The following is a 23662-nucleotide window of genomic DNA, read 5'->3' as shown; positions in this document are numbered from 1 at the left end:
TTACGGATGACTTTGGCTCCCCGGCTTTCTCGTGCTTGGCCCTTTCTCTTGGCCACCTTCGCATCCGTTGTGGTTTTCTATCCCTCATGGGCCAGGCTCGCTGAAATCTGGCTTAAGTGGGAGCAGACCATGTCACACGGCCTACCCACAGCTATTGCCTATCTGGCCCTCCTTATTGTTCACCCACCTCTGGATAGCAGCTGGCCTGAAAAAAGGTTCTGTAGTCGTCTTGTTGGAGGAATACTGCTCATTCTTATCACTTTCGCGTGGGCAGCACTTGAACTGGTTCGAATCGATACGCTGGCCTATCTCACCTTGCCAGTCAGCCTTTTCGCAATCACGTGGACTCTACTAGGGCTCGGGGGCGCGCTGAAGCTCATTCCATACCTTCTTCTGCTCGGCCTATCCCTACCTATATGGGCTGACCTCATTCCGATACTGGTGGACGTGGCCACCGTCGTCGTCGGGAGCGCTGTCAGCGCCATGGGAATAACCGCACTGATTGAAGGCAGCAACATTACGCTCGCCTACGGCAGACTCGTTATTGCAGACGGTTGTTCAGGCATCGGCTTCCTCGCGATTGCAATGGTGCTTGGAGCATTCACGGCAATCCTGAACGACTATCGGTGGCGAGGCTGGGCAATGATAATGTCCTGCTCTATCGTCCTGGCCCTGGTTATTAACTGGGTCCGCATCATTGCATTGGTGCTGATAGCTGACTGGACAAATATGGAAAGTTCCCTGGTTCGTGAACACGAGTTGTTCGGGTGGATAGTGTTTGCGGCTTTTATACTACCAGCGCTTGCTCTGGCTCCAGTGAGGCGCCGAAAAACTTTACAGATCGGTAATGATCACGTGATCAGCTACCCCGCCTTTGGTTTTATTTTTATCGCACTGGTGGCTGGGACAGGGGCGGTTTTCATGGTTCAGGCGAGGGAGATAGAGGAGCCTCCACTCTCGATCACAGGCGCTGACTTCCGCGAAATAAGTGCGCCGGCCCTTCCCTTATTTCTCCAGGTGCCTGATCAACTTGAACAAAAATTCTTCATGGAGGAAGGCACGGAGGTTTTCGTAGCTCTGGCACAGATCCAACGTCATTCTGTGGATGAAAAGATCGTCCCCTACCTACCGCCACTCGTGGATCGCGATATGTGGTTCAGGGAAGCGACACCAGCTCCAGGCAAGGAAATATGGAGGCGTATCAGCACACCTCGGAGGGTAGTTGTCTCACATATTTACGCTGTTGGCGCCTACCGCACAGACACCTACGTTAAAGCCAAGTTATTGCAGCTGCCAGCGATCTACAGCGGAAGAACGCGGTTTGCACTGATTTCACTGCAGGCCGCGTGCAAAACCTCAAACTGTGAAGAGGCTTTGGACCGCATTGCTGCCTTTGAGGCCGAGACTGATATCTGAAGCTAATTCTGGCCTGTCGACCCGTTTTACACCTGACCAGTTGCCGCTGCACTCTCAAGCTCCTTACTTATTGTTTTAAAAGACTTTACCCATGTTGGCCCCGCCATTGCTTTATTAATCAGTGCAACACGACACTAAACACAGGAAGGTGATGCTATGTATAAGGCAATTGGAGGGGTATTAGCGGGTACACTTTTGGCTGTATCTGGCGCAAATGCTGGTATGATCACGGACACCTTTAATCAGAATCAATACGTTGGTTGGTGGGGTAGCCACTCATACACGCACAACATAAACGACGACGGTTTCGCCCTAGGCAGTGCTGTGAGCGGTACTCTCGAGATTAATATCTCGGATGACGGAGGCTTTTTTGACTTGGGAGAAAAGATTCTGTTTGTCATTGAAGCCTTCGATTTTGATACCGATAGCATTCAGTTCGGTACAGCAAATTTCGGCAATAATCTCGAAGCGCAGGCACTTGGCGCGCTGAATGCTGATGGCTACCTGGACGTTACCGTGACATCGCTCTACGGCGACTTCTACGTTGGCAAATCAGTACTGACAGTCATTACCGAAGCCGTTCCCGAGCCAGGCACACTAGCCCTTTTGGGTCTTGGTCTCGCCGGTCTGGGCGCTGCCCGCCGCCGTAAAGCCTGATTACGCCTAGTTCTCAGGTAGAAAAAAGCCAGCTTGCGCTGGCTTTTTTTGTGCCTATAGTAAACGCCAAACCCTCTACCGAATTGCATAACCTTTATGTCCGCCAGCCTGAAAGTCATCAAAAGTGCTGCTTTGCTGCTGGGTATGCAGGTCGTTCAGCGCGGACTGGGTATCATTAGCACGCTGATCCTCGCTCGACTATTGACGCCTGATGATTTCGGGATCATCGCGTTGATCACCATCGTCCTCCAGTTTTTTGAGCTGCTGGCGGAGATCGGTAACCAACAGTACATTGTCCAGAAAGAAACACTCCACGACAGCGATCTTAATACTGCCTGGACAATGGACATTCTGATCAAGTCGTTCGTTGCTCTCGCCGTCATTTGTTCAGCACCGCTATTGTCTGTTTTCTTCGAAACGCCAGAATTGGCACTTGCTCTGGCCATAGCCACCCTTGCCCTTCCCCTCCGAGCACTTCGTACCCCGGGAATGATGCAGGCCGTCAGGGAGATAGACTACCGCCCTCTATTTAGACTCACCCTCTGGCAAAAGGGACTATCGTTTATTGCTGTGATCACCATCGCCTGGCTATACCAGAGTTATTGGGCAATCGTTCTGGGAAGCCTGCTCTCTGCAGCCGTGTTTGCCATCGGTTCTTATCGGGTTCATCCATACCGACCCAAATGGAGCCTTGAGAATGCGCGGGAACAATGGAATTTTTCTCAGTGGCTTTTGCTGCGGGGCATTGTCGGTTTTACGCGTTCGCAAATAGACAACCTGATCGTTTCCAAGCAGTTCAGCACTTCTGCACTAGGCGGTTACAACCTGGTCCGTGAAATCAGCCTGTTGCCAGCCCTCTCCGCAATCATTCCAATGAGCGAGCCGCTTCTGGCGTCGATTGCCCGGGTAAAAGACGATCCTGACTCACTGGCCTATCGGGTTAGATTCAGCCTGGCAATCATGGTGACCGTTCTCACCCCCCTCACAACCTTTCTGATGCTGTACCCCGACCTGATTGTACTGACTCTTCTCGGCGAACAATGGCAGGCGTACAGCCACCTGTTGCGACCGTTCGCACTCTTTTTCCTGACCTTTTGTCTTTTCGCGCTGATCAGTGATGCCATTATTGCGCTTGGGCGAGTGCGGGCACTGTTTACCTTCGATCTGATTTCGACGGCCATCATTATCATTGTCTTGCTTGTCTTTGCGACAGACTCTTTGACAAACATGGCCTGGTTTCGCGGGGGGCTGGCTATAGCAACCACCATCGCATTATTGATACTTCTTAACCACTGGACTGGATTCAGCCAAACGAAGCTCCTATTCCTAATAATACCCGGAGCAGTGGGATCGACCGCAGGTACGGGCCTGATGATGGTTATGCATCTCGGAGAGATTCAAGGATTTTGGGAATTGGCTATTCGTGGGTGTTTATTCATTATCACGTCGGCACTCACCGCAATTTGCGCAGCCATATTGCTACTCAGGAAAACCGAAGAGTGGCACCAGGTTCGATACATACTTAAAGAGTTCAGGCGCTAGTCAGAGGCTGCTCCATAAGCATTGACACTTTCGTAAACAATTATTTTGTGATGCCCCCAACCGATCGAAACAACATCCTGATCGCCGTCGGCATCCAAATCCACGACCAGTGCGCCATCGTGGTGTTCGTCACCCTGGTGTATCAATCGCGGCAACCACGATTCTCCATTGTTTCGGTTTTCGAACCACAGGATTCTTGCCCGCTCAGGATTCCGGAGGTCATGCTCTCCGACGATCACATCCTGATCGCGGTCGTCATCCATATCCGCCACGCCGAGACTCATAGGCCCTGTCAATCGAGCAATCAAATGCTTTGTCCAACTGCCTTCCTCAGACAATTGCTGGTACCAGACCAAATCCCCTGTTTCACTCACGGCTTCAAATCCCACGACAATATCTGGAAGGCCGTCACCGTTCAAATCTGAAACCACATTCCGGTCGGGCTTTAGTCCTTCTTCGTCGATCCAAACTGTTTCCCGGTCACCAGCCCCTCTCCCATACAATATGACCGTCCCGAGAACCACGTCGGGGTTTTGATCCGCGTCCAGGTCCGCGACGGTAATAGCCTCATCCAATGAAAGGGAACTGAACTCGTTCCACGCCCATTCCTTGTCTCGAGCCTCTTTCGGAACAGTAATCGATTGAAGACCCTCTCCTGCAGCATGCCAGGACAGGAGCACACGTTCCTCATTGTTATCCTCTACAGGAAACACTGCGCTACCCTGCAGAAGATCTCCGCTTGCCGTCTGAATGTTCTCGATAATTTCGAATTCGCCAGCGCCAAGGTTCCTTGCCCAGACAAGTCGCTCTCCGTGATTACCTTCTTTAGCCCGGGAACCAGCAACCCAGTTCGCCAGCTTTTCCCAAAAGGGTGTCTGATAACCATAGGCACGCCACCCCGTGGCAAGAACATCAGGCCTCCCATCCCGATCGAAATCATGAACAAGAGCTGCGTCAGTTGCACCAGCCCCTAACTCCGAACGCTCCCATTGATCACCCAACGCGCCCGGGTTTCGATACCAGGATCCACCGCTCACCAGGTCTTTTCTGCCGTCACCGTCGAAATCTTCGGCGAAAACGGCCGTTGCCTGCCCCGGGCGGTTATCGTCGATCACATGTCGCACCCATCCTTGTTGCAAATCCAATTTGTTGCGCCATAACCAGACAGAGTACTCGCCTTGAAAGTTTTCAATCTGCCAGTTCGTTCCGATCAGATCGACATCAAAATCATTGTCAATATCCACGGCTCTGAGACTATGGCCACCTCCGAGAGACAATATTTTTTGAACCCAACCGCCCGGTTCGTTCAGGTAAACAGAAACCGGGTTTTCACCTTCCCCCTGATTCATCTCGGCAGTAAGCACGTCCATGTCGCCATCAAGATCCACATCCCTAGCTGCCACAAAGTGATGAACGGTTTCGACGTTCTCCACCACCACGTGTTTCTCCCAGTATTGGCCAGTTTCCCCGCCCGGATTTTCGAGCCACGCGATTTCATAGAAGGCCCCAACCGGTTCTGATGGGGAAAGCAAGATATCCGGCCAACCGTCGCCATTGAAATCACCGGTATCGATGTAGACATCATGCCAGTGCCAGCCTCCTTCACCGGCACCGGTGTACTGGATTTTTTCCCACGGATTCCGGGATTCGCCCGGATTGCTGAGCCATACATCACTCGCTACGATGTCCCGGAAACCGTCCTTATCCAAATCTTCCAGCGTAAGCCCCTCTCCATGCGGAACAGACAGATCTTCATAGCTCCATTGAGCACTAGTTGCCTGTCTGAAGATCCTTATGAAATTTCCGTTCTCATAGCCGAACAGGGACTGATTGCGAACGATCACTTCGGTTGCCCCGTCGTGATCCAGGTCGGCCACCTCAACATCGTGATACTTTCCCTCACCAATCAAATGCGTACTCCAGTCACCGTTCTTCAACCACACGATGCCGCTGTCGGAAACAAGGACAATATCGTTGGCGCCGTCGCCATCAATGTCAGAAACTTCAATATCTGTCCTGATTGCCAGTGACTCGGTAATCGTGTGGCGTTTCCACGTCGGGTTCTCATACCACACCAGCTCGCCCAAGCGATCAGAAAATTCAGAAATACCGAGTTTGCGCGCGACCTTCTCAAAAAGGGTAAGGTGCCTGGGCCGATGCCCTCCGATAATAATGTCCAAGAGCCCGTCACCATTGATGTCTCCGATTGTTTTGCCCCAGGGAGCATTTGGCCCGTTCGGATCGATGGTTTCACGTTCGAAGAAAGAACTCGCGGGTTCTGAATCGGTGGGCTGGGGTGAGTCGCACCCGGTTAATGCGACGCAGATTGCCAGTGCCACAATGCGTAAAGGCTGCATATTACTTGGTCCCAGAAACGTCCGTGTGATGACAGGAAGCGGGCCCCGCAGAGGCGGAAAACTTGGGAGCGCTCGCTACACTTCGTTACAATAATGTACTAATATTAACATTAAGTTGAAGTTATTGGTTCGGCGAAGGATAGCACCATGAATCAGCAGTACGACGAAACCAGTCCGGTGGCCATTGGCATGCCTGTCTACAATGGCGAACGCTATCTGGAAGACACTCTTCGTTCCGTACTGAACCAGACTTTCGACAACTTTGACCTCTTCATCGCCGACAACGCCTCCACAGACCGTACCGAAGAAATCTGCCGAGATTACGCCGGGCGAGATTCGCGAATCCGGTATATTCGTAATTCGGTCAACCTGGGTGCGTCGAAAAACTACACAGTCTGTTTTGAGCCGGCCCAATCCAGATATTTTCGATGGCAGAACGCCGATGACCCGATTGAACCCACGTTGATTGAAAAGTGTTTTGAGGTTTTAGAGGCCGATCACGATGTAGTTCTTGCCTACGGTAAGACCCACATAATTGATGAATACGGCGCTTTTACAGAAGCTTACGAAGATAAGCTGAATCTCACTTCGGAGTCTGCCTCCCAGCGGTTTAAAGACTGCCTTCAGAATCTGGGGCTGCAAAACGTAATTTACGGACTTATGCGGCGTGATGCCCTTGCACGCACTGCGCTACTCGGCAACTACGTGGCAGCAGATATCAATCTGGTTGTAGAGCTGTCTCTCTATGGGAAGTTCAGAGAAGTGCCTGTTCACCTCTTCAATCGCCGCATGCATCCGCAGGCCAGCAGTTGGAAACGTGATGATAGCGAGCGCCAGAAGAATTTCTGGGATCCGGCAAAGCGAAAGCTGGTGATGCAGACCTGGCGAAGCATTAAGGAGTACTACAAAGCCGTCTGGAGAGCGCCTATATCGCTTGAGGACAAACGGGTGCTGTCTATGTTTCTTCTCAAACGGGCCTATTGGTATAAAGATCCGATGAAGAATGAACTGATGGACGTCATCAAATACGGGCTCATCAAGCGCCCCTGAATCAGCAAGGAGAGATTATGAAGGTATTAGTTACAGGCCACAGAGGTTTTATTGGCACGGTTATGGTGCCGATGCTGCTTGAGGAAGGATTCGATGTCACCGGCCTGGATACCGATCTCTATCGCTACTGCACGTATGGCGACGAGCCCATGGACGTGCCCTCCATCTACAAAGATGTACGCGACGTTACAGCCGAAGACCTTGAGGGCTTTGACGCTATTGTCCATCTGGCAGCACTTTCAAACGATCCGCTCGGGAATATCAATCCCGATCTGACATATGACATCAACTATCACGCTTCCGTAAAAATCGCAGAGCTGGCACGTTCTGTTGGCGTGCAACGTTTCCTGTTCGCTTCCTCCTGCAGCATGTACGGAAAAGCGGGACAAGACGTTCTTGATGAAACGGCCCAGTTCAACCCGGTTACTCCGTACGCCAAATCCAAGGTGCTGGTAGAAGAAGACGTTTCCAAACTGGCCAGTGAAACTTTCAGCCCGGTGTTTCTTCGCAATGCAACCGCCTACGGAGTTTCGCCGCGGATCCGGTTCGATCTGGTTATCAACAACCTGGTGGCCTGGGCCCACACAACCGGCAAGATTCTTCTGAAGAGCGATGGCACACCCTGGCGCCCTCTTGTTCATATTGAAGATATCACCCAGGCAGTGATCTGTGCCCTCAAGGCCGAACGCGATGTGATACATAACCTCGCCGTCAATGTCGGTAGTAACGAAGAAAACTACCAGATGCGGGACCTAGCGCAGTTCGTCAAGGAAACCGTGCCAAACTGTGAGGTTGAATACGCAGAGGACGCTGGCCCGGACCCACGCTCTTACCGCGTCAATTTTGACAAGATTCATCGGGTGTTTCCGGATTTCAAAACCAGGTGGACGGCGCGCAAGGGTGTCGAGCAGTGCTACGAATCCTATCTGCGATTCGGACTCAGTAAAGACGACTACGAAGGCATCCGCTACAAACGTATTGCTCATATCATGAATTTGATTGAGGAAGGCAAACTCGATCGCAACCTGGTCTGGCAGATCTAAGGGTCGAACAGATGATATTTACTGAAACGGAAATTTCGGGCTCCTACCTGATCGACGTCAAGCGAATTGGCGATGAGAGAGGCTTCTTTGGTCGCCTCTGGTGCGAGAAAGAAATGGAAGAGATGGGACTCGTGTCCACGATCAAACAATCCAACATCGGAGTGAGCCCGCTGAAAGGCACCCTCCGAGGACTCCACTATCAAACGGCCCCGCACCAGGAAGTGAAAATCATCCGATGCCCGCGTGGTGCCATTTATGATGTAATTGTAGATCTGCGCCCTGACTCGCCCACCTTCAAAAAGTGGTTTGCAGTCGAACTGACAGCGGAAAATAGCCGAATGCTCTACGTTCCCGAAGGCTGCGCAACGGGTTACCAGACGCTGGTGGACGACACCGAGATCTATTACCACACGAGTGAGTTCTACCATCCGGAATCCGCAACAGGCGTTCGCCACGATGACCCTGCGTTTAGCATCGAATGGCCGCTGCCCATCACAGCGATCTCGGATAACGACAAGAGCTGGAATAATTTCTGACAATAAATAAAAAGACAGGGATTCGAAATGATCATAGTCGACACAGAGATTGCAAAGCGGGTAAAGGAAGACCGTCCGATCAGGCTAGCCATGGTCGGAGCGGGGTACAGCGCGAAACACATAGCCGCACAGATTGAGAGTTCATTCCCGGCGATTCAGTTGGCGGTAATCGTCAACCGAACCCCCGAGAACGCCGAAGCGGTTTTTCGCAATGCCGGCGTGGAGAACGCTCGGTTTATATCCACCAGTACTGAACTGGAAAAAGCAATCCAGTCCCATACGCCTTGTATTACAAACGACGCCAGAGTTGCATTCGACGCTGCTTCCATTGACGCCGTTCTGGAGACCACGGGCGAGGTCGAGTACGGCGCCTGGGTCGCTCTGGAATCCATCAAGGCCGGCAAGCATACCTTCGTACTGAACTGCGAAATGGACGCAACCGTGGGTCCATTGATGAAGCACTATGCCAAAGAGAATGGCGTGGTCTATTCAAACTCAGACGGTGACGAACCCGGTGTAGCTTCCAACCTCGCACGCCACGTTCGCACCATGGGTCTCGAGGTTGTGGGTGCCGGCAACCTCAAGGGTTTCTACGACGTTCACAGGACGCCTGAAACCCAAAAGGCTTTTGCAGAAGCAAACAACCAGAAGCCGCACATGATGACGTCTTTCGTGGACGGCACCAAATTGTCCATGGAGCTTACGGTTACTGCGAACGCACTTGGCTTTGGCGTTGGCAAGCGCGGCATGTACGGGCCAGCATGTGACGATGTTCGTACCTGCCTTAGCCACTTCCCCGAGGATGCCTTCTTACCGGGCAAAGGTATCGTGGATTTTCTTCTTGGCGCCTCTCCCTACACTGGCGCATTCATTGTCGGTTACACCGACAACCCGATGAAGCAGGAATACCTGAAGTACCTGAAAATGGGCGATGGTCCCTTCTACGTGTTCTACACCCCCTTTCATCTTCCGCAGCTGGAAATACCCATCACGGTTTGTCGGGGCGTTCTTTGTAATGACGCTGCCGTTACACCTCTTGGAAAGCCCTATTGCGAAGCAGTCGCAATCGCCAAAAAGGACCTCAATGAAGGCGACATTCTCGATGGCATAGGAGGCTTTACCAACTACGCCCTGATCGACAACTTTGAGACCAGCCTGAGGGACAACCTGTTGCCAATGGGCGTGGCCCAGAACTGCAAAGTAAAGCGCCACGTGCCTATGGACCAGGCACTTACCTATGATGATGTTGAGTTGCCCGGCGGTCGCCTGATTGACCAACTCAGAGAAGAAATGATTGCTACACTTTGCTCATAGAGGCAGTTGAAGGGAGTCAGTGTTATGAAGGTAGTACTCTTTTGTGGCGGACTTGGAATGCGCCTGCGTGAATTCTCAGAAAACATACCCAAGCCCATGGTTCCCATTGGCCACCGGCCGATTGTCTGGAACCTGATGAAGTTCTACTCCCATTATGGGCATAAAGATTTCATTATTTGCCTTGGGCACAACGCGCACGTAATCAAAAGGTATTTCCTGAAGTATGACGAGTGCCTAACCAACGATTTCGTGCTTGAAGCCGGCAAACCGCACCTGACCAAAACCGACATCCACGACTGGAAGATCACCTTCGCCGATACCGGGCTCCAATCGAACATCGGCATGCGCCTTAAGGCAGTCGAGAAGTATCTGGACGATCTCGGCCCCGACGATATGTTCATGGCCAACTACGCTGATGGTCTTTCGGATGTACCTCTTGACGAGATGCTCGAGTTCTTCAAGAAGAGCGGAAAAACAGCCTGCTTTCTTTGCGTGCAACCGCAACAGTCATTCCATTATGTTCGGCTCAACGACGACGGTACCGTGCACAGTATTCAGGACACAACGAATACCGGCCTGACGGTCAACGGCGGCTTTTTTATTTTCAAGAAAAGAATCTATGAGTATCTACAGGATGGCGAAGAGCTCGTTCACGAGCCATTCGAGCGACTGATAGCCGAAAATGAGCTGGTAGCTTACCGATACGATGGTTTCTGGAAATGCATGGACACGTTCAAGGATAAGCAGGCCTTTGATGAGCTTAATGCCAGCGGGGAATGCCCCTGGCAGGTTTGGCGGGAGAAGGTTTAAACACCATGCTCCAAACTTTGCTGAACCCAGAACAATCGCCTTTTAGGGTCCTTTGCCTTGGTGCGCACTGTGACGACATCGAGATCGGCTGTGGAGGATCCTTGCTGGCCCTTTTGGAAGGTCGCAATGATATCGAGATAACCTGGGTGGTCTTCGCGTCCAATGACGAACGGCGGGAAGAAGCCAAGGCGGGAGCTGAGCTGTTTTGTGAAGGCGCAGACTCTCTTGATGTCCGAATTCTAGACTTTCGGGATGGTTTTTTGCCAGCCGAACCTGTTCGCCTCAAGGAAACTTTCGAGTCAATCAAGGCCAGTATTCCCTCACCTGACCTGATCTTTACCCACTACCGGAAAGACTTGCACCAGGATCACCGGGCGGTATCCGATCTGACCTGGAACACGTTCAGAAACAACCTCATTCTGGAGTACGAAATCCCAAAATGGGATGGCGATATTGGGCAACCGAATCTCTTTGTACCACTGGCAAAACACAATGGGGACAAAAAGATCCGTCACCTGCAGCAGGCCTATCCTTCTCAGGCCGAAAAGCCTTGGTTCAGCCATGATCTTTTCTGGAGTTTAATGCGCATTCGGGGAATGGAGTGCAACGCAGATGAGACGATCGCCGAGGCATTTTACAGCCGAAAAATGATCGTGGCCGTTTAATGTCATTTGGTGCTACTGAAATGAATACACAGAGGTCAGCAAAAAGCTCCAAAGCAGCGCGAAGGCGCCCTCGTATCGCAGTTTTCGGGCATTACGGTAACAAGAATCTCGGTGATGAGGCGATCATAGAGGCCGCAATCAACAATCTCCGTCATCACTTGGGCGATCCAGAAATCTATTGCTTTTCGATTGATCCGTTTGATAGTGCTCGACGGCATGGCGTGAAGGCCTTTCCTATCCGTTATCGGCAAGACTTTTTCGCAGAGAACCTGAGCTACATCGAGCCCGGGAGCGCTACAGATCAGGCGCTAGCAACCGATAGAGGGCCAAACCATGCACCTCCCAATACCTCCTCATCGCGAATTCAGAAATCCTGGAAGCAACAACTTAAATCCCTACCACTGTTGGGCCCACTCCTGAAGGGTACCCAAGCCCTACTCGACTTCCGTCACACAGCAAAACAAGAGATTCGATTTCTGAAGATTGCCAAGGCCCATCTCCGGGGTATTGATCTGTTGTTGGTTACTGGGTCCAACCAGTTCCTGGACAACTTTGGGGGACCATGGGGGTTTCCCTACACATTGATGAAGTGGACATTTATAGCGAAACAGACCGCTACTAAAGTTGCGTTTATCAGCGTGGGCGCAGGGCCACTCGAAAACCGTCTTAGTTTCCGTTTTCTTAAATGGACGTTGGGCAAGGCGGACTATGTTTCAGTGCGGGATGAAGGTTCAAAATCGCTTCTTCACTCGAAAATTGGTATGGCGCCTGATGTTTTCCCAGACATTGCACACAAATTAAATGGTAAACAATCGTTCCCAAATCAGAGGCGACAAGAGGACAAACCCAGTATCGTCGCAGTGAACCCGATGCCAGTTTATGACAAACGTTACTGGTATAAAGCAGACGATGATAAGTTTACGGCCTACGTTGATAAACTCAGTGAACTCTGCTCGACGATCCTTGGGGACGGACATATCCTGGAGCTATTCAGTACTCAGGAGAAAGATGAAAATGTGATAGATGATATCGTCGAGCGGCTCCAGAAAAATCCGGATTTCAGTGACTGCCAGACCCGCGTTCGTATAACCCGAAGCTCGAAAGTGGTTGAGTTGATGTCCGCATTGGAGCGCGCAGACATCGTAGTGGCAACGCGTTTTCACGCTACTGTACTTCCTCTCCAATTGGGAAAGCCTGTTCTGGGGATTTGCTACTATCGTAAAGCTGCGGAGCTTTTGGATGATGTAGGCTTGAGCGAGTATTGGGTTGATTTGGACGATTTCACAAGCGAAACGCTGATCCATAAATACCGAACCTTGCTGAAAAATCGCCACGCGAAAGCGGAAGAGCTTGGAGAACATCTACACCGGTATGGTCAGAACCTGGATCGTCAATATCTGGCCCTGTGCCGACTTCTGAAACAGAAAGATGAGTCCAACGAATGATATTTCTTAGCTACTAAAAGCTGAACAAGAACAAGATGCCGCCTGTTTTCCGAGATAATTGCTTTTTCAATCGTAGCACGGAGCTTTACTACGCAAATGGATATGGAACCCATTAACATTCACCTAAATGAATACGCTGGTATTGCACGTTTCGGCGAACCGATTCAGCTGGGCATCCCCATATCCAAAGGGGCCCTACAGACACATGAAAAACTCCAACTGACCAACAGCAGTGACAATGAATTAATTCAATGCCAGTCAGAACCAATGGTGTTTTGGCCCGATGGAAGTGTTCGGTGGCTCAAGCTCAGCTTTCTTGTTTCACAAGCACCATCAACAGGTTTGACGCTTCACTTGAATAAAGTCGATCCGGAAACTGGCCAACAGCCCTCTCCTCTTCAATATCTATTTGAAGGTGACACTCTCCGCGTATTTACGGGTCTTTCCGAATTCCGTTTCCCCAAGGGAAAACTGAGCTGGGATGCGAGCCACGGGACTCAAGATTCAGCAATACCCCACGAACTTACGGTGACAACAACGTCTGGCGCACCCTGTTCAGCGGTTATGGACTCGAATTGGCATGTGACCGAAGCGGGGCCTGTATCCATTACCGTGTCAGCCCAAGGATCGTGGCGAACTCATGATCACTCCATTTTGGCACGATTTCGATTCAGCCTACGTGTATTTGCGAACACCCCTACCGTAGAACTCCAAACCTGTATCCACAATCCTCGAAGAGCTCAGCACCCTGGAGGCCTCTGGGACCTCGGCGATCCCGGATCCGTGCACTTTCGAGCGCTGACCGTGCGTGCCAAACTTCCCACCGCGAGCAAAACGTGGCTGACTCCCGACTTAGATCAGTCGGCGTTTGAATCCAACGCCGAGGAGCGGCTTTATCTCTACCAGGATTCCAGCGGAGGGGACCAGTGGCATAGCAGAAACCATATGGATGCCGAAGGTAGGATAACCACCAGTTTTCGCGGTTACCGAGTGCACAGCGGTGAAGAACTGGTCCAAGCATGTAACCGCGCGTCCCCTATTGCTGGCCTAAGCAACCAGAATGGGAGTTCCGTTCAGGGCAGTATCAAACACTTTTGGCAAAACTTCCCTTCTGCTATTGGAAGTGAAGAAAATGTTTTGATACTCGGGCTATTTCCGCCTGACACGTCTTTCCCCTACGAACTCCAAGGTGGAGAGAGAAAAACGCAGACTGCGTGGCTCTGTTACGGAGAAGACAGCACTGCACTGTGTTGGACGCACGCGCCGCTGATACCAACCCTTGATCCAGGGCACTTTGAAAAGACCGAAGCGTTCGATTGGTTTGAATCGAACAGACCGCGAGATTTACTGGACGACCTGATCCTAGAAGGACTGGAAGGCGAAAGTAACTTTTTCGCAAAACGCGAAGTTATTGACGAGTATGGGTGGCGCAATTTCGGGGATATTTTCGCCGATCACGAAACCCTCTACCAGGCCGACGGCGAGCCTCCATACATCTCTCATTACAATAACCAATACGACGCTATTTACGGATTTGCGCGCCAGTTCGCCCTGAGCGGAGATCGCCGCTGGTTTGAACTGATGGATGACCTGGCAAGACACGTGTCCGACATCGATATCTATCACACCGAGGAGGACCGTAGCGAATACAACAATGGCCTTTTCTGGCACACAGATCACTACCTTGATGCGCATACTTCCACACACAGAACCTTCTCCAAGCATAACGAAACCAGTTCGACTCCGGGACAGACCGGTGGAGGTCCAGCCGCGGAGCACTGTTACACAACAGGGTTGCTATACCACTACCTCATTACAGGCGACGAAGGTTCAAGAGAAGCCGTTCTCGATCTGGTCAGTTGGATGGTAACCCTACATGAGGGCGAGGGTGGCTTTTTGGAACAGTGCCTGGCACTGAAAAAGTATGAGTTCCCAAAATTGAAAGCTTTTCTCACAGGCAAATCCCCTACTCTTCACCGATATCCATTCACAAGAGGAACCGGAAATTACCTTAATGCCTTGATGGATGCGTGGTTTTTGAACCTGTCGGGACCGTGGTTATCAAAGGCCGAAAATGTCCTGGACAATACAATCCATCCTTCAGACGATATTCCAAAACGAGAACTTCTAAGCGTCGAAACGGGATGGTCCTACCTGGTTCTTTTAACATCATTGGCGAGATATCTGAGGCTAAGACAGTTGCTCATAGGGAGAGACGAACACTGGAGCTATATGCATTCAGCATTCCTTCACTATGTTGAATGGATGGAGAAGCACGAAACCCTATTTCTCTTGGCAAGCGAACGTCTAGAGTTTCCGAATGCCACATGGGCGGCGCAAGACATCCGAAAATCTTCGATAATCTTCCAAGGAGCACACTGTTGCCCGGAAAGGTATGAAAATTATTCTGAAAAAGGGAACAAATGGCTTGATAGTACGCTAACCTATCTCGCGAAAAGCCATGAAAGACATTACTCACGGGTACAAATTATTTTACTTCAGAATTATGGGTTTCACAGATTAAGAGATATTGACACGCTTAGTGATGCCCAAGACCGAATTGGAAGACAATCGTTTGGCTCTCCTAACTTGAAGTGGTCGATTTTAGTTCGTCGCGTTTTTTCCCGCCTAACTCGAGCATTAATAACGTTTCGCCCGTCGCGGGAAGTCGCATGGCTCAAGACGAGGCTCAAACAGCGATGAAGAGTAAAAAAATAAAGAAAAGGATAGTAAAAGGCTTATTCTTAGCGTTTTCTTTCCCAATTTACGCTATCTATGTCGCCCTGACACCACTTTCGAAATCCGAAAGCGTTTTCCAGGGATTTTCACAATTACTCAGTCTCGCACCAGGGAAGGTGGGAATATACATTAGGGCATCTTTCTATAGCTTGGCATGCCCAAATACATCTGATGAAATATCGATTGGTTTCTTAACTATATTATCTCATAGAAATACTACGATAGGTCCTGGTGTATACATTGGACCACAGTGCAATATTGGCAAATGTTTTATAGGTCAGAATACACTTATCGGTAGTGGCGTTCATATATTAAGCGGCGCACAACAACATAACTTTGAGGATTTATCCACGCCTATTCAAGAGCAAGGTGGAACCTACACAAAAATAGCCATAGGCGAGGATTGCTGGCTAGGAAATCAGGCATTAATAATGGCAAACCTTGAGGAGAAAACCGTGGTCGCTGCTGGTAGCGTTGTTACAAAATCTTTTGAAAAGGGTGCCATTGTTGCCGGAAATCCCGCTCGAGTGATCTCAAACCGCTTTAATAATAAGAAAGAGCAATTTAGCAAAAAATTTAAGGAAGAGAGAAGCGATACATGACATCTATATCCGAAAAATTTTATTTCGGCTCTCCTGTGTGGCTACAAAACACATTAGTATCCGCTTATGGATATAAACTATACAAAAAACGTTATACGGGAATTTATAACAATATACTCCAGGCAGTCAGGGATTCACGAGATTGGAATCAAGATCAAATCAACGCTTACCAAAATGAAAGACTTTTTTCTATAGTAAGGCACTGTCGAAATAACATCCCGTATTACCAGAAATTGTTTTCTGAGTATGGATACCATGAAAATAGCTTTACTGACCTGAGCGCTTTAAATCGCCTCCCCATCCTTGACAAACAAACACTTCAAAGCAATATACAGTTATTTCGTTTGCCTGGAGAAAAAGCTTATATAACGCAGAATACTAGTGGAAGCACAGGAACTCCTCTTAGCCTAGATTTGGATGAATATACATATAAGCTTGCTATGGCTTTAGTTGTCGAGCATGAGGAATACCATGGAGTACCATTTGGTGCCCGCCGTGCCACTTTTGCTGGTCGCATGATTCAGAATTCAGACGACCTTAATCCGCCTTATGCCCGCATGAATTTGGCCGAGAACCAGCTGATATTTTCTAGCTATCACCTTAATGCAAACAGCTTTAAATGGTACTATGAAAGGCTAAACAAGTTTGCCCCCTTAGAAATAATTGGTTACCCATCAGCAATAGCTGATCTAGCAACCCATTACCAACTAGCCGATGTCAAACCCCGGTTCAAGCCAAAGGCAATTGTCACCAACTCTGAAACACTTCTGAGCTGGCAGCGTCAGGTAATTGAAGACGTATTTGGGTGCAAAGTGTTTGATTACTATGGTACTGCTGAATATCTGATATTTGCTGGTCAAGACAACGAGGGCCTCTATCGTCTTAACCCTTTAATTGGAATTACAGAACTGAACTCGAGTAAGTCTTCCGAGAAACAGAATAGGATTATTGCAACATCTCTAACGAATTATCATATGCCTCTTCTTCGTTACGATTTACGTGACACAGCAACAGCAAACAACAATAAAACAGCAGATTCAGCCATCTCATACTTAGAAGAAATTTTTGGCCGCGTAGACGACTACATTGAAACCCCTGACGGTCGAAAAATCGGCCGAATTGACCATATATTCAAGGGAGTTTATGGAATTAAAGAGGCGCAGGTCGTACAAGATAGCTTGAACATGTGCACAATCAACATTGTTCCACGAGATAACCTCTCAAACATTGACACTGACCAACTAAAACGCAATCTAATTAGTCGAACCTGTTCAGAAATGCACGTTGTTATTCAAGAAAAGAGCAGCATTATCAGGGGCGCTAACGGGAAGTTCAAATCAGTTGTGAACAAATTAATTGATAGATCTTAAATGCCCACTTATTAGGTGACAGAGTGAATCGCAGCTTAGAGCCAATACCTTTTGTAAGTGTAGTTTTACCCGCCCATAATGAGGAAACCTATATAGACACCTGTCTAAGTGCCCTGAAATCGCAGAACTATCCAGAAGATAGATTCGAAGTAATAGTCGTCGATAATAAATCGAAAGATAGAACTGTCGAGATCGCAAAATCCTATGGAGTGAAAGTTCTTCATAAAGACCAAGGCCCAGTTGGAGCAGTCAGGAATTTTGGCGCAAGGCATGCAAAAGGAGACATAATAGGTTTTTTAGATAGTGATTGTGTTGCACCACCAGATTGGCTTGGAAACGGGGCTCAGCTAATTTTAAGTGAACCAAATACTATCTTTGGTGGACCCTACATATTGAGGAAGGACCCGTACTGGCTTGAAAAATTCTGGCTGCTAGAAGATCGCGATCTACCAAAAAGTCTTCTTGGCGGCGCTATCTTTATAAACAAAAATCATTTCTTCAGCGTAGGGGCTTTTAGCGAATCAATTACCTCTGGAGAGGACAGCCAGCTAACTCATGATCTTATGGCTGCTAATTACAATGTCATTGTCAGAAAGGAGCTTGCTGTAGTTCATCTAGGCAATCCTACGGATATCAAAACCTTTTTTTGGAGGCAAGTATGGCATTCTGAAAACTACATACAGAACATTAAATCATCTGTTACTGATCCAACTTTTTACATTATTCTCTTATATATTTCATCTATTTCAATATCGGCCTTTTTTTTAGCTTCAGGAAAATTTACGCACACTTTACCTTCACTTTCGTTTGCGCTTTTTTTACCTTTTATACTTTCGGCAAAGCGAATAAAGCGCTCTAGACGCCGCATACAGAATACCATAAATATTTTGCCTATCTACGCACTAGACTGGCTCTATCTAACTGGAAGAGCTATGGGCTTATTCAAAAGCATAGGGAAATGGTTACGAATTTTAGAATAAAAATTCACAACCCACCTCCCTTTTTAATAGAAAATTTATTGGACCTGCACTGACGGGGGGTTAGGTGGTGCCATTGCCCCATCGACTATATCACCTCCCAAATCCTGCGGAATATCATTTCTAATTACTAAATCATCGATTGAATACCACTCTTCATGTCTTTCAGAGTTTGGATAAGACTGAAAAAAGTCGTTCCCTCCAATAGCTACCAAATTCCATTTCGCATTTTCACTTTCAGAAGCAGAAGAACGTATCCAAGGAACTGTTGTGACATTAAAAATTTGCTCACCATTTAACCATTGACGAAATACTCCATCTTTCGCATCGGGAGCCGAGTTCATCTTTACGAATATGGCTATTTTAGTCCAGGAATCACCGGGCCCGAATATTTGATCGTGCGTTATGGTCGCATTTGAATTCACGTCGATGTAGCCGCCTTTCACCCTATCCTCAATACGCGGATCGCTTCCATCGACACCCATACCTTGCACGTCTGCAGTGAAATTCATACTCAAGTCCCCACTACCCACTAAAGACCTCGGTAGGCCGGAGATATCACCGCTATCAAATCCATAATTGTCGCCATGGGGGCCACCTCTAAGGCTTATTCGGTTACGAACTCCATAGGAATTTACTGTATAGTCCCAAAGTGCGATGGGCCCAAGATCACCACCACCGAATGCTTGATATTCGCTCCCATCTCCTCGCCAACTGGAGATTCGGAATAGTTTGGATGTCGGATCAGGCGTTCCCGAAATGGGTTTTCTGGTCCAATTCCTGTCGAATCTAATCCAAAACTCTACATAGAGCTGGTCATATCCGTCGGGAAAATATTTGACCATCATGGATTCTGAGTTCCATCGTTTCCACCCTGGGTCATGAGAGTCCCTGTAGCTCACCATCGATTTACCACTGCCACCTCTCGCTTTGTCCGCGTTCGAGGCCAATATCTCAATTGTCTCATGCCTATCAGGATGACCAGTAGAGGGTGCCCACGTAGGGTCATGCCGAATAGAGTACCACCCTTCAGGAATTACATGAGTTGTTGCCCTCTGCGTGCCGTCGGTACTGCCATGCATGACCGGAGTCCAATCAGGCTGATCATTAAAGTCCTCTTCAAACAGTATCTCTGCCCGCAAACTGGCGGCGGTGAACGCAATGGACGCAGCGAATAGGCACTTCGAAACAGGGCCTTTACAAAGTTTCATACACACACCCTTCAATGAGTAACGCTCTGATAAATGACAGTAAGACACTACGTGCAAAGTCGATGTGAATTAGTCACAATTTCTTGGCAACACTTTGTAATTACGCGCTTTCATTTGTAACAGTATTTTCAGTCTAGCACTGATCATTCACTCTTACACAAAAGGAAATAGACGTAATTCTCCCCAAAAAAACTGTTATATCCTGTAGAGTTATTAAAACCTTCCTCAGCGGAAGAATGATTGGCGTCGGTTAAGCTTGATAGTTAGTGAACTCCAATGGTACCTCTGGTCTCCTCTTCTCAGAGTGTACGCTCTATTACGAGTTCGTTAGGAGCCTTCGACAGGGCGAAGGCAAAGTCACGCGTACCAAATCATCATATTGACAAGGGTTTCCGAGGATCGGCCCTTCTTTAACTAAGGGAATTTTATGACGAAGAGTGTCTCAGACCTTCAGAAAAACAAAGTTTTATTCATCGCCTATTTTTACCCTCCATGCTCTAGTACGGAGGTTCCCGGCAGCCTGCGCACAGTCAAATTCGTGCGAAATCTAAACAACGGACAATGCCATATATTGACCACCCGTCCCGCTGTGGGCCCAGACAATGATGCCTTAGGACATATCCAACTACCCGTTAAAGCAGAGATCATTCATCGCGTTCGCAGTTGGGACGTGTTCAAGGTGATGCTTTGGCTTCGACAATCGGTGCGAAAAGCACTGGGTAAAGGCGCCAAGTCCGGCGCATCAAAGAACGATAGCCCAACAAGCAAAAAAGTCTTTGAAGGTAGCGCTTCGCAAACAGAGTCAGAGCGAGGCAAATTCCAGCATTTAAAGGATTTCATCTACAACCTCTGCTACTTCCCGGACCAGGCAGGTCCCTGGATAATCCCAGCGTTCATAAAGGGATTCAGGGTGGTCCAGAAGAATAGACTGAACGTCATTTTCGCTACGGGGTCGCCTTGGTCTGGTTTAATAGTGGGTTATTTGATCAGCAAGGCCACAGGAAAACCGCTCATTATTGATTTTCGAGACCCATGGATGAACAACCCTTTTCACCAGTCCAAGGGACAGGTTCTGGACAAATTCAGTTATAGCCTGGAGCGACGGGTGGTTCGTCATGCTGTTGCGGTGTCACTCAACACCGAGCCACTAATGCAAGATTTTGTTGCCCGGTATCAGGATATCCCTGCCGAAAAGTTCTTTGTTATGCCAAATGGCTTCGATTCCGCTGACTTCGATAAAATTAAGGCCGAACCAAGAATTCACGACCAAGACACTCTCTTGTTATGCCATGCTGGTTTTCTTTATGGTGTGAGAGACCCCGACGTGCTACTCAAGGCTATCCGGCTTGCCAACGAAACCCTGGCGGAAAGCGGTAAAAGAGTTGTTTTCCGTCAGATCGGTGATGTGCAATTAAATTACAATCTCGAAGAGCGCTATGCCGATCTGCTTGAAAGTGAATCCCTGATTCTCGAGTCATCCCGCCCGTACCAGGAATGCCTCTCGGCCCTGGCATCAGCCGACGCAGTTGTGAACATACAGCCGGCGACGCAGACTCAGGTTCCTTCCAAACTTTACGATTACCTTGGCATCAATCGTCCCATCATTCACATCACCTCCAAAGACGGAGCTTTAGGCCGACTGGTAGCCGAGAAACAGATTGGCACTGTTGTGGAATTTGATGACGATTCGACCTTAGCCGACCTCCTTGTCAGCCTTGCCGAGGATATGCACTCTAACAACTTTTCCGGATACGATAGTCGCGACGACTTCGATATCCAGCGTATCTCCGCGGTCCTCGCGGAGAAGTGTATTCAGCATGCCAAATAACGACCTACTGAATAGTCTCGGAAACAACTTCGGACGGCGCACTCAATAACCCCGTGCTGTCTCGCACACTTACCGAGAAATACCAGACGCCTGGTTCGAGTTGGTCAAAAGTATAGGATGTCTCTTCGCCCGAGACTGTCACAGTCTGAGTGAGGTTACCCGCTGACTGGCCGAAGTTAATCTGGTAGGAATCTATCTCACTCAGAGCGATAGATGTCCCATCAACTCGGGTGCCGGGCGCTGTCCAAGACAGCGTCACTTGGTCGACGGTCGGCGGCGGGACCGGTTCGGGATCGGTGGTAGTTGGTGGTTCGGTGGTGGTGGTTCCGTCGCTGCCACTATCATCGACAACTTCGACCATCGCCGCTTCCTCCAACGTCCATGGGTTAACGCCGGACTCATATGCTTCAATGCCGGATAGGCCTTGACTGTTATAGACGGTTTCTGCATCAGCAACCCAGGCATTCAAGCCGTTCTGCATTTCCCAGATATCCGGAATGGAATCGCCATCGCTGTCGGCAGAAGCGTTTGCATCCATCGGAACGATGAAATAGGTAGATGCAGGATCAACAGTTTCACCAGTGTTTAGATCCACCAAATCGAGAGATAGGCGTGCCCCACCGTACCCTTCAGTAAACTCAACTCTCATCTCATGTTCTGTGACTGCTGAGAGTGTTACCCGTCCTGTATACTCACGTGTGGTCACGCCTGCCCATGCGTCTAATACCAATTCCCCATCAATGTAGACGCGGACGCCATCGTCCCGCACCGCACGAAACTCGTATTCCCTTTGGCCGCTTTCATGTGGTGGGATCAATCTGGTAAACCAACGGGCACTGAAAGTATTATCGGGTATTCCCTCCGCAGGTGAACCGTTCCCCCAATCGTTGGAAATTTCCGGTTCCTGCCGCGCAAGTACAAACTGGTCAAGATTCCGACCACTGAAATACTGGGCAGCCACACCCGCCACCAGTGCCGGTGAAACGCTTGGTTCCTCAACTACCGGTCGGTCTTCGGGATCGGAAAGGTCTGTATTCGCGAGGTACTCTTCCAGATTAGTAGAGCCATCACCGTCAAGGTCAATTTCCGCGTCTGTCGGATCAAGTGGATCAATACCGAAGGCGTATTCCGCACCATCAGGAATTCCATCCCCGTCGGTGTCAACAAGGGTTGGGCTTGACCCAATTAAATATTCATCGGTGGCTGTTAATAGGTCATCATCTTGATCAGAGCTCGCATCGGTGGCGTTTGACGGATCGAGCCCAGCCTGCACTTCCCAGTTATCGTATAGGCCATCCCGATCCTCATCTAAAGGCGGATAACCGGGGCTAAATGCTAAACCCTGTTTACCATCGAAAAAACCGGCTCTGTACCCGCGCCCGTACGCCTCTACAGCCATTATGTCGTCAGGATATAACTCACTGGATTTCGCGACAGAATATAGGTATTCCCCCTCAACAACCGAACGAGCAAATCCGGGCCCTTCCCAAGCAACGCTGAAGTGATCACCTAGTACTCCTTCCTTGTGGATTAGCTGGAAGAAATAGCGTTTTCCTGCCTCCAGTTCAATCACAGGCGAAGACTGTGAGCTGAACTTGTCATACTCGCCCTGTGGACTCCAGGAGGGTACCGTCGCTACAAGGGAGGCATTCGCAACCGATTGGTTAGTGCTGAGAAAAAACTGGGTTTCATCGTCACCGGAGAGGAAGAAACGATAGAAACCGTCTGCAGGCGGCTCAATATAACCTCGAACCAAACTGCCGTAGTTGTCTCCACGGCCACCTGGGACCTCAAGTCGGTTGAGCTGAACAATCTCATCGGGGTTGTTGGGGAAGCGGGCTAAGCCAGTCAAGGCATTAATATCGGTTCCCTCAACATCGTTAAAATAGCGCAAATCTACGGTGCCCTGCTCGCTCTCATCAGGCAAAGCAGCAGTAGGCGGAAGTGAATCGATATCTCTTACAGACCGAGACTGACAACCAGACATCAAGATACCGGACAACGATAAGACAACTAGCATTCCCTTTGTCATATCAAGCTCCAGAACACGAGAAGATAGCAGTGGGCAAAAATTGTCACTTGGCTAAGTATCGTATCGGG

17 protein-coding genes and 1 pseudogene are annotated in these 23662 nt (G+C 49.3%); 15 read left to right on the top strand and 3 right to left on the bottom strand.

Annotated elements, in window-relative coordinates; translation table 11 throughout:
- Positions 1–6 precede the first annotated feature (6 nt).
- From ACWJ62_RS16250 to ACWJ62_RS16240, 3 genes and pseudogenes are all read left to right on the top strand, one after another.
- Positions 7–1416 (top strand): exosortase/archaeosortase family protein, encoded by a 1410-nt coding sequence (locus tag ACWJ62_RS16250; protein WP_449287138.1) that lies wholly within the window; start codon positions 7–9, stop codon positions 1414–1416.
- Between the two features lie 576 nt (positions 1417–1992).
- Positions 1993–2073: pseudogene (locus ACWJ62_RS16245) on the top strand (PEP-CTERM sorting domain-containing protein); the annotation flags it as partial.
- 96 nt (positions 2074–2169) lie between these two features.
- Complete coding sequence (locus ACWJ62_RS16240; RefSeq protein ID WP_449287137.1) at positions 2170–3615, top strand: lipopolysaccharide biosynthesis protein; 1446 nt, start codon at positions 2170–2172, stop codon at positions 3613–3615.
- On the opposite strand, the gene ACWJ62_RS16235 is transcribed toward ACWJ62_RS16240, so the two are convergent.
- Positions 3612–5972 (bottom strand): FG-GAP repeat domain-containing protein, encoded by a 2361-nt coding sequence (locus ACWJ62_RS16235; protein ID WP_449287136.1) that lies wholly within the window; start codon positions 5970–5972, stop codon positions 3612–3614. The two genes, ACWJ62_RS16240 and ACWJ62_RS16235, sit on opposite strands and share 4 nt — an antisense overlap.
- A 147-nt stretch (positions 5973–6119) precedes the next feature.
- Here ACWJ62_RS16235 and ACWJ62_RS16230 point away from each other — a divergent pair, with 147 nt between their 5' ends.
- The 11 genes from ACWJ62_RS16230 (at position 6120) to ACWJ62_RS16180 (ending at position 18526) form a co-directional block, all read left to right on the top strand.
- On the top strand, positions 6120–7022 hold the full coding sequence (locus ACWJ62_RS16230; RefSeq protein ID WP_449287135.1) for a glycosyltransferase family 2 protein: 903 nt from the start codon (positions 6120–6122) through the stop codon (positions 7020–7022).
- A 17-nt stretch (positions 7023–7039) separates the two neighbouring features.
- A complete protein-coding gene (locus ACWJ62_RS16225; RefSeq protein ID WP_449287134.1) occupies positions 7040–8065 on the top strand; it encodes an NAD-dependent epimerase/dehydratase family protein in 1026 nt (341 codons plus the stop codon).
- 11 nt (positions 8066–8076) lie between these two features.
- A complete protein-coding gene (locus ACWJ62_RS16220; RefSeq protein WP_449287133.1) occupies positions 8077–8601 on the top strand; it encodes a dTDP-4-dehydrorhamnose 3,5-epimerase family protein in 525 nt (174 codons plus the stop codon).
- A gap of 27 nt (positions 8602–8628) precedes the next feature.
- Positions 8629–9915, top strand: a complete 1287-nt coding sequence (locus ACWJ62_RS16215; protein WP_449287132.1) for an NAD(P)H-dependent oxidoreductase — start codon at positions 8629–8631, stop codon at positions 9913–9915.
- Positions 9916–9939: 24 nt separating this feature from the next.
- Positions 9940–10725, top strand: coding sequence for a sugar phosphate nucleotidyltransferase (locus ACWJ62_RS16210; protein WP_449287131.1), 786 nt, complete (start codon positions 9940–9942; stop codon positions 10723–10725).
- A gap of 5 nt (positions 10726–10730) precedes the next feature.
- Positions 10731–11390, top strand: a complete 660-nt coding sequence (locus ACWJ62_RS16205; RefSeq protein WP_449287130.1) for a PIG-L deacetylase family protein — start codon at positions 10731–10733, stop codon at positions 11388–11390.
- A 20-nt stretch (positions 11391–11410) separates the two neighbouring features.
- Complete coding sequence (locus ACWJ62_RS16200; RefSeq protein WP_449287129.1) at positions 11411–12835, top strand: polysaccharide pyruvyl transferase family protein; 1425 nt, start codon at positions 11411–11413, stop codon at positions 12833–12835.
- A 96-nt stretch (positions 12836–12931) separates the two neighbouring features.
- Positions 12932–15538: an RIFT barrel domain-containing protein gene (locus ACWJ62_RS16195; protein ID WP_449287128.1), complete on the top strand. Its 2607-nt coding sequence runs from the start codon at positions 12932–12934 to the stop codon at positions 15536–15538.
- Positions 15508–16176 (top strand): acyltransferase, encoded by a 669-nt coding sequence (locus ACWJ62_RS16190; RefSeq protein ID WP_449287127.1) that lies wholly within the window; start codon positions 15508–15510, stop codon positions 16174–16176. The genes ACWJ62_RS16195 and ACWJ62_RS16190 overlap by 31 nt, the downstream gene beginning before the upstream one ends.
- Entirely contained in the window at positions 16173–17546 is a 1374-nt protein-coding gene (locus ACWJ62_RS16185) for a hypothetical protein (RefSeq protein WP_449287126.1), read from the top strand. The genes ACWJ62_RS16190 and ACWJ62_RS16185 overlap by 4 nt, the downstream gene beginning before the upstream one ends.
- 23 nt (positions 17547–17569) lie before the next feature.
- Positions 17570–18526, top strand: a complete 957-nt coding sequence (locus ACWJ62_RS16180; protein ID WP_449287125.1) for a glycosyltransferase — start codon at positions 17570–17572, stop codon at positions 18524–18526.
- A gap of 35 nt (positions 18527–18561) precedes the next feature.
- Here ACWJ62_RS16180 and ACWJ62_RS16175 read toward each other — a convergent pair whose 3' ends face one another.
- Entirely contained in the window at positions 18562–19371 is an 810-nt protein-coding gene (locus ACWJ62_RS16175) for a hypothetical protein (RefSeq protein ID WP_449287124.1), read from the bottom strand.
- 790 nt (positions 19372–20161) lie between these two features.
- Between ACWJ62_RS16175 and ACWJ62_RS16170 the strand changes: the two genes are divergently transcribed.
- Entirely contained in the window at positions 20162–21562 is a 1401-nt protein-coding gene (locus tag ACWJ62_RS16170; RefSeq protein ID WP_449287123.1) for a glycosyltransferase, read from the top strand.
- Between the two features lie 4 nt (positions 21563–21566).
- Here the strand turns inward: ACWJ62_RS16170 and ACWJ62_RS16165 are convergent, their stop codons facing one another.
- A complete protein-coding gene (locus ACWJ62_RS16165) occupies positions 21567–23594 on the bottom strand; it encodes a PA14 domain-containing protein (protein WP_449287122.1) in 2028 nt (675 codons plus the stop codon).
- Positions 23595–23662: the final 68 nt, after the last annotated feature.

This window comes from Marinobacter sp. PE14, from assembly GCF_053566155.1.
The sequence above is the reverse complement of the archived record's forward strand: the minus strand, read 5'-3'. Positions and strand labels throughout refer to the sequence as shown.

Bases quoted from the DNA above. Each gene is read 5' to 3' on its own strand.
- ACWJ62_RS16170 (WP_449287123.1), top strand. From the start codon at position 20,162: ATGACGAAGAGTGTCTCAGACCTTCAGAAAAACAAAGTTTTATTCATC.
- ACWJ62_RS16250 (WP_449287138.1), top strand. From the start codon at position 7: ATGACTTTGGCTCCCCGGCTTTCTCGTGCTTGGCCCTTTCTCTTGGCC.
- ACWJ62_RS16225 (WP_449287134.1), top strand. From the start codon at position 7,040: ATGAAGGTATTAGTTACAGGCCACAGAGGTTTTATTGGCACGGTTATG.
- ACWJ62_RS16210 (WP_449287131.1), top strand. From the start codon at position 9,940: ATGAAGGTAGTACTCTTTTGTGGCGGACTTGGAATGCGCCTGCGTGAA.
- ACWJ62_RS16200 (WP_449287129.1), top strand. From the start codon at position 11,411: ATGAATACACAGAGGTCAGCAAAAAGCTCCAAAGCAGCGCGAAGGCGC.
- ACWJ62_RS16215 (WP_449287132.1), top strand. From the start codon at position 8,629: ATGATCATAGTCGACACAGAGATTGCAAAGCGGGTAAAGGAAGACCGT.
- ACWJ62_RS16190 (WP_449287127.1), top strand. From the start codon at position 15,508: ATGGCTCAAGACGAGGCTCAAACAGCGATGAAGAGTAAAAAAATAAAG.
- ACWJ62_RS16185 (WP_449287126.1), top strand. From the start codon at position 16,173: ATGACATCTATATCCGAAAAATTTTATTTCGGCTCTCCTGTGTGGCTA.
- ACWJ62_RS16220 (WP_449287133.1), top strand. From the start codon at position 8,077: ATGATATTTACTGAAACGGAAATTTCGGGCTCCTACCTGATCGACGTC.
- ACWJ62_RS16205 (WP_449287130.1), top strand. From the start codon at position 10,731: ATGCTCCAAACTTTGCTGAACCCAGAACAATCGCCTTTTAGGGTCCTT.
- ACWJ62_RS16235 (WP_449287136.1), bottom strand. From the start codon at position 5,972: ATGCAGCCTTTACGCATTGTGGCACTGGCAATCTGCGTCGCATTAACC.
- ACWJ62_RS16165 (WP_449287122.1), bottom strand. From the start codon at position 23,594: ATGACAAAGGGAATGCTAGTTGTCTTATCGTTGTCCGGTATCTTGATG.
- ACWJ62_RS16230 (WP_449287135.1), top strand. From the start codon at position 6,120: ATGAATCAGCAGTACGACGAAACCAGTCCGGTGGCCATTGGCATGCCT.
- ACWJ62_RS16240 (WP_449287137.1), top strand. From the start codon at position 2,170: ATGTCCGCCAGCCTGAAAGTCATCAAAAGTGCTGCTTTGCTGCTGGGT.
- ACWJ62_RS16175 (WP_449287124.1), bottom strand. From the start codon at position 19,371: ATGATGGTCAAATATTTTCCCGACGGATATGACCAGCTCTATGTAGAG.
- ACWJ62_RS16195 (WP_449287128.1), top strand. From the start codon at position 12,932: ATGGATATGGAACCCATTAACATTCACCTAAATGAATACGCTGGTATT.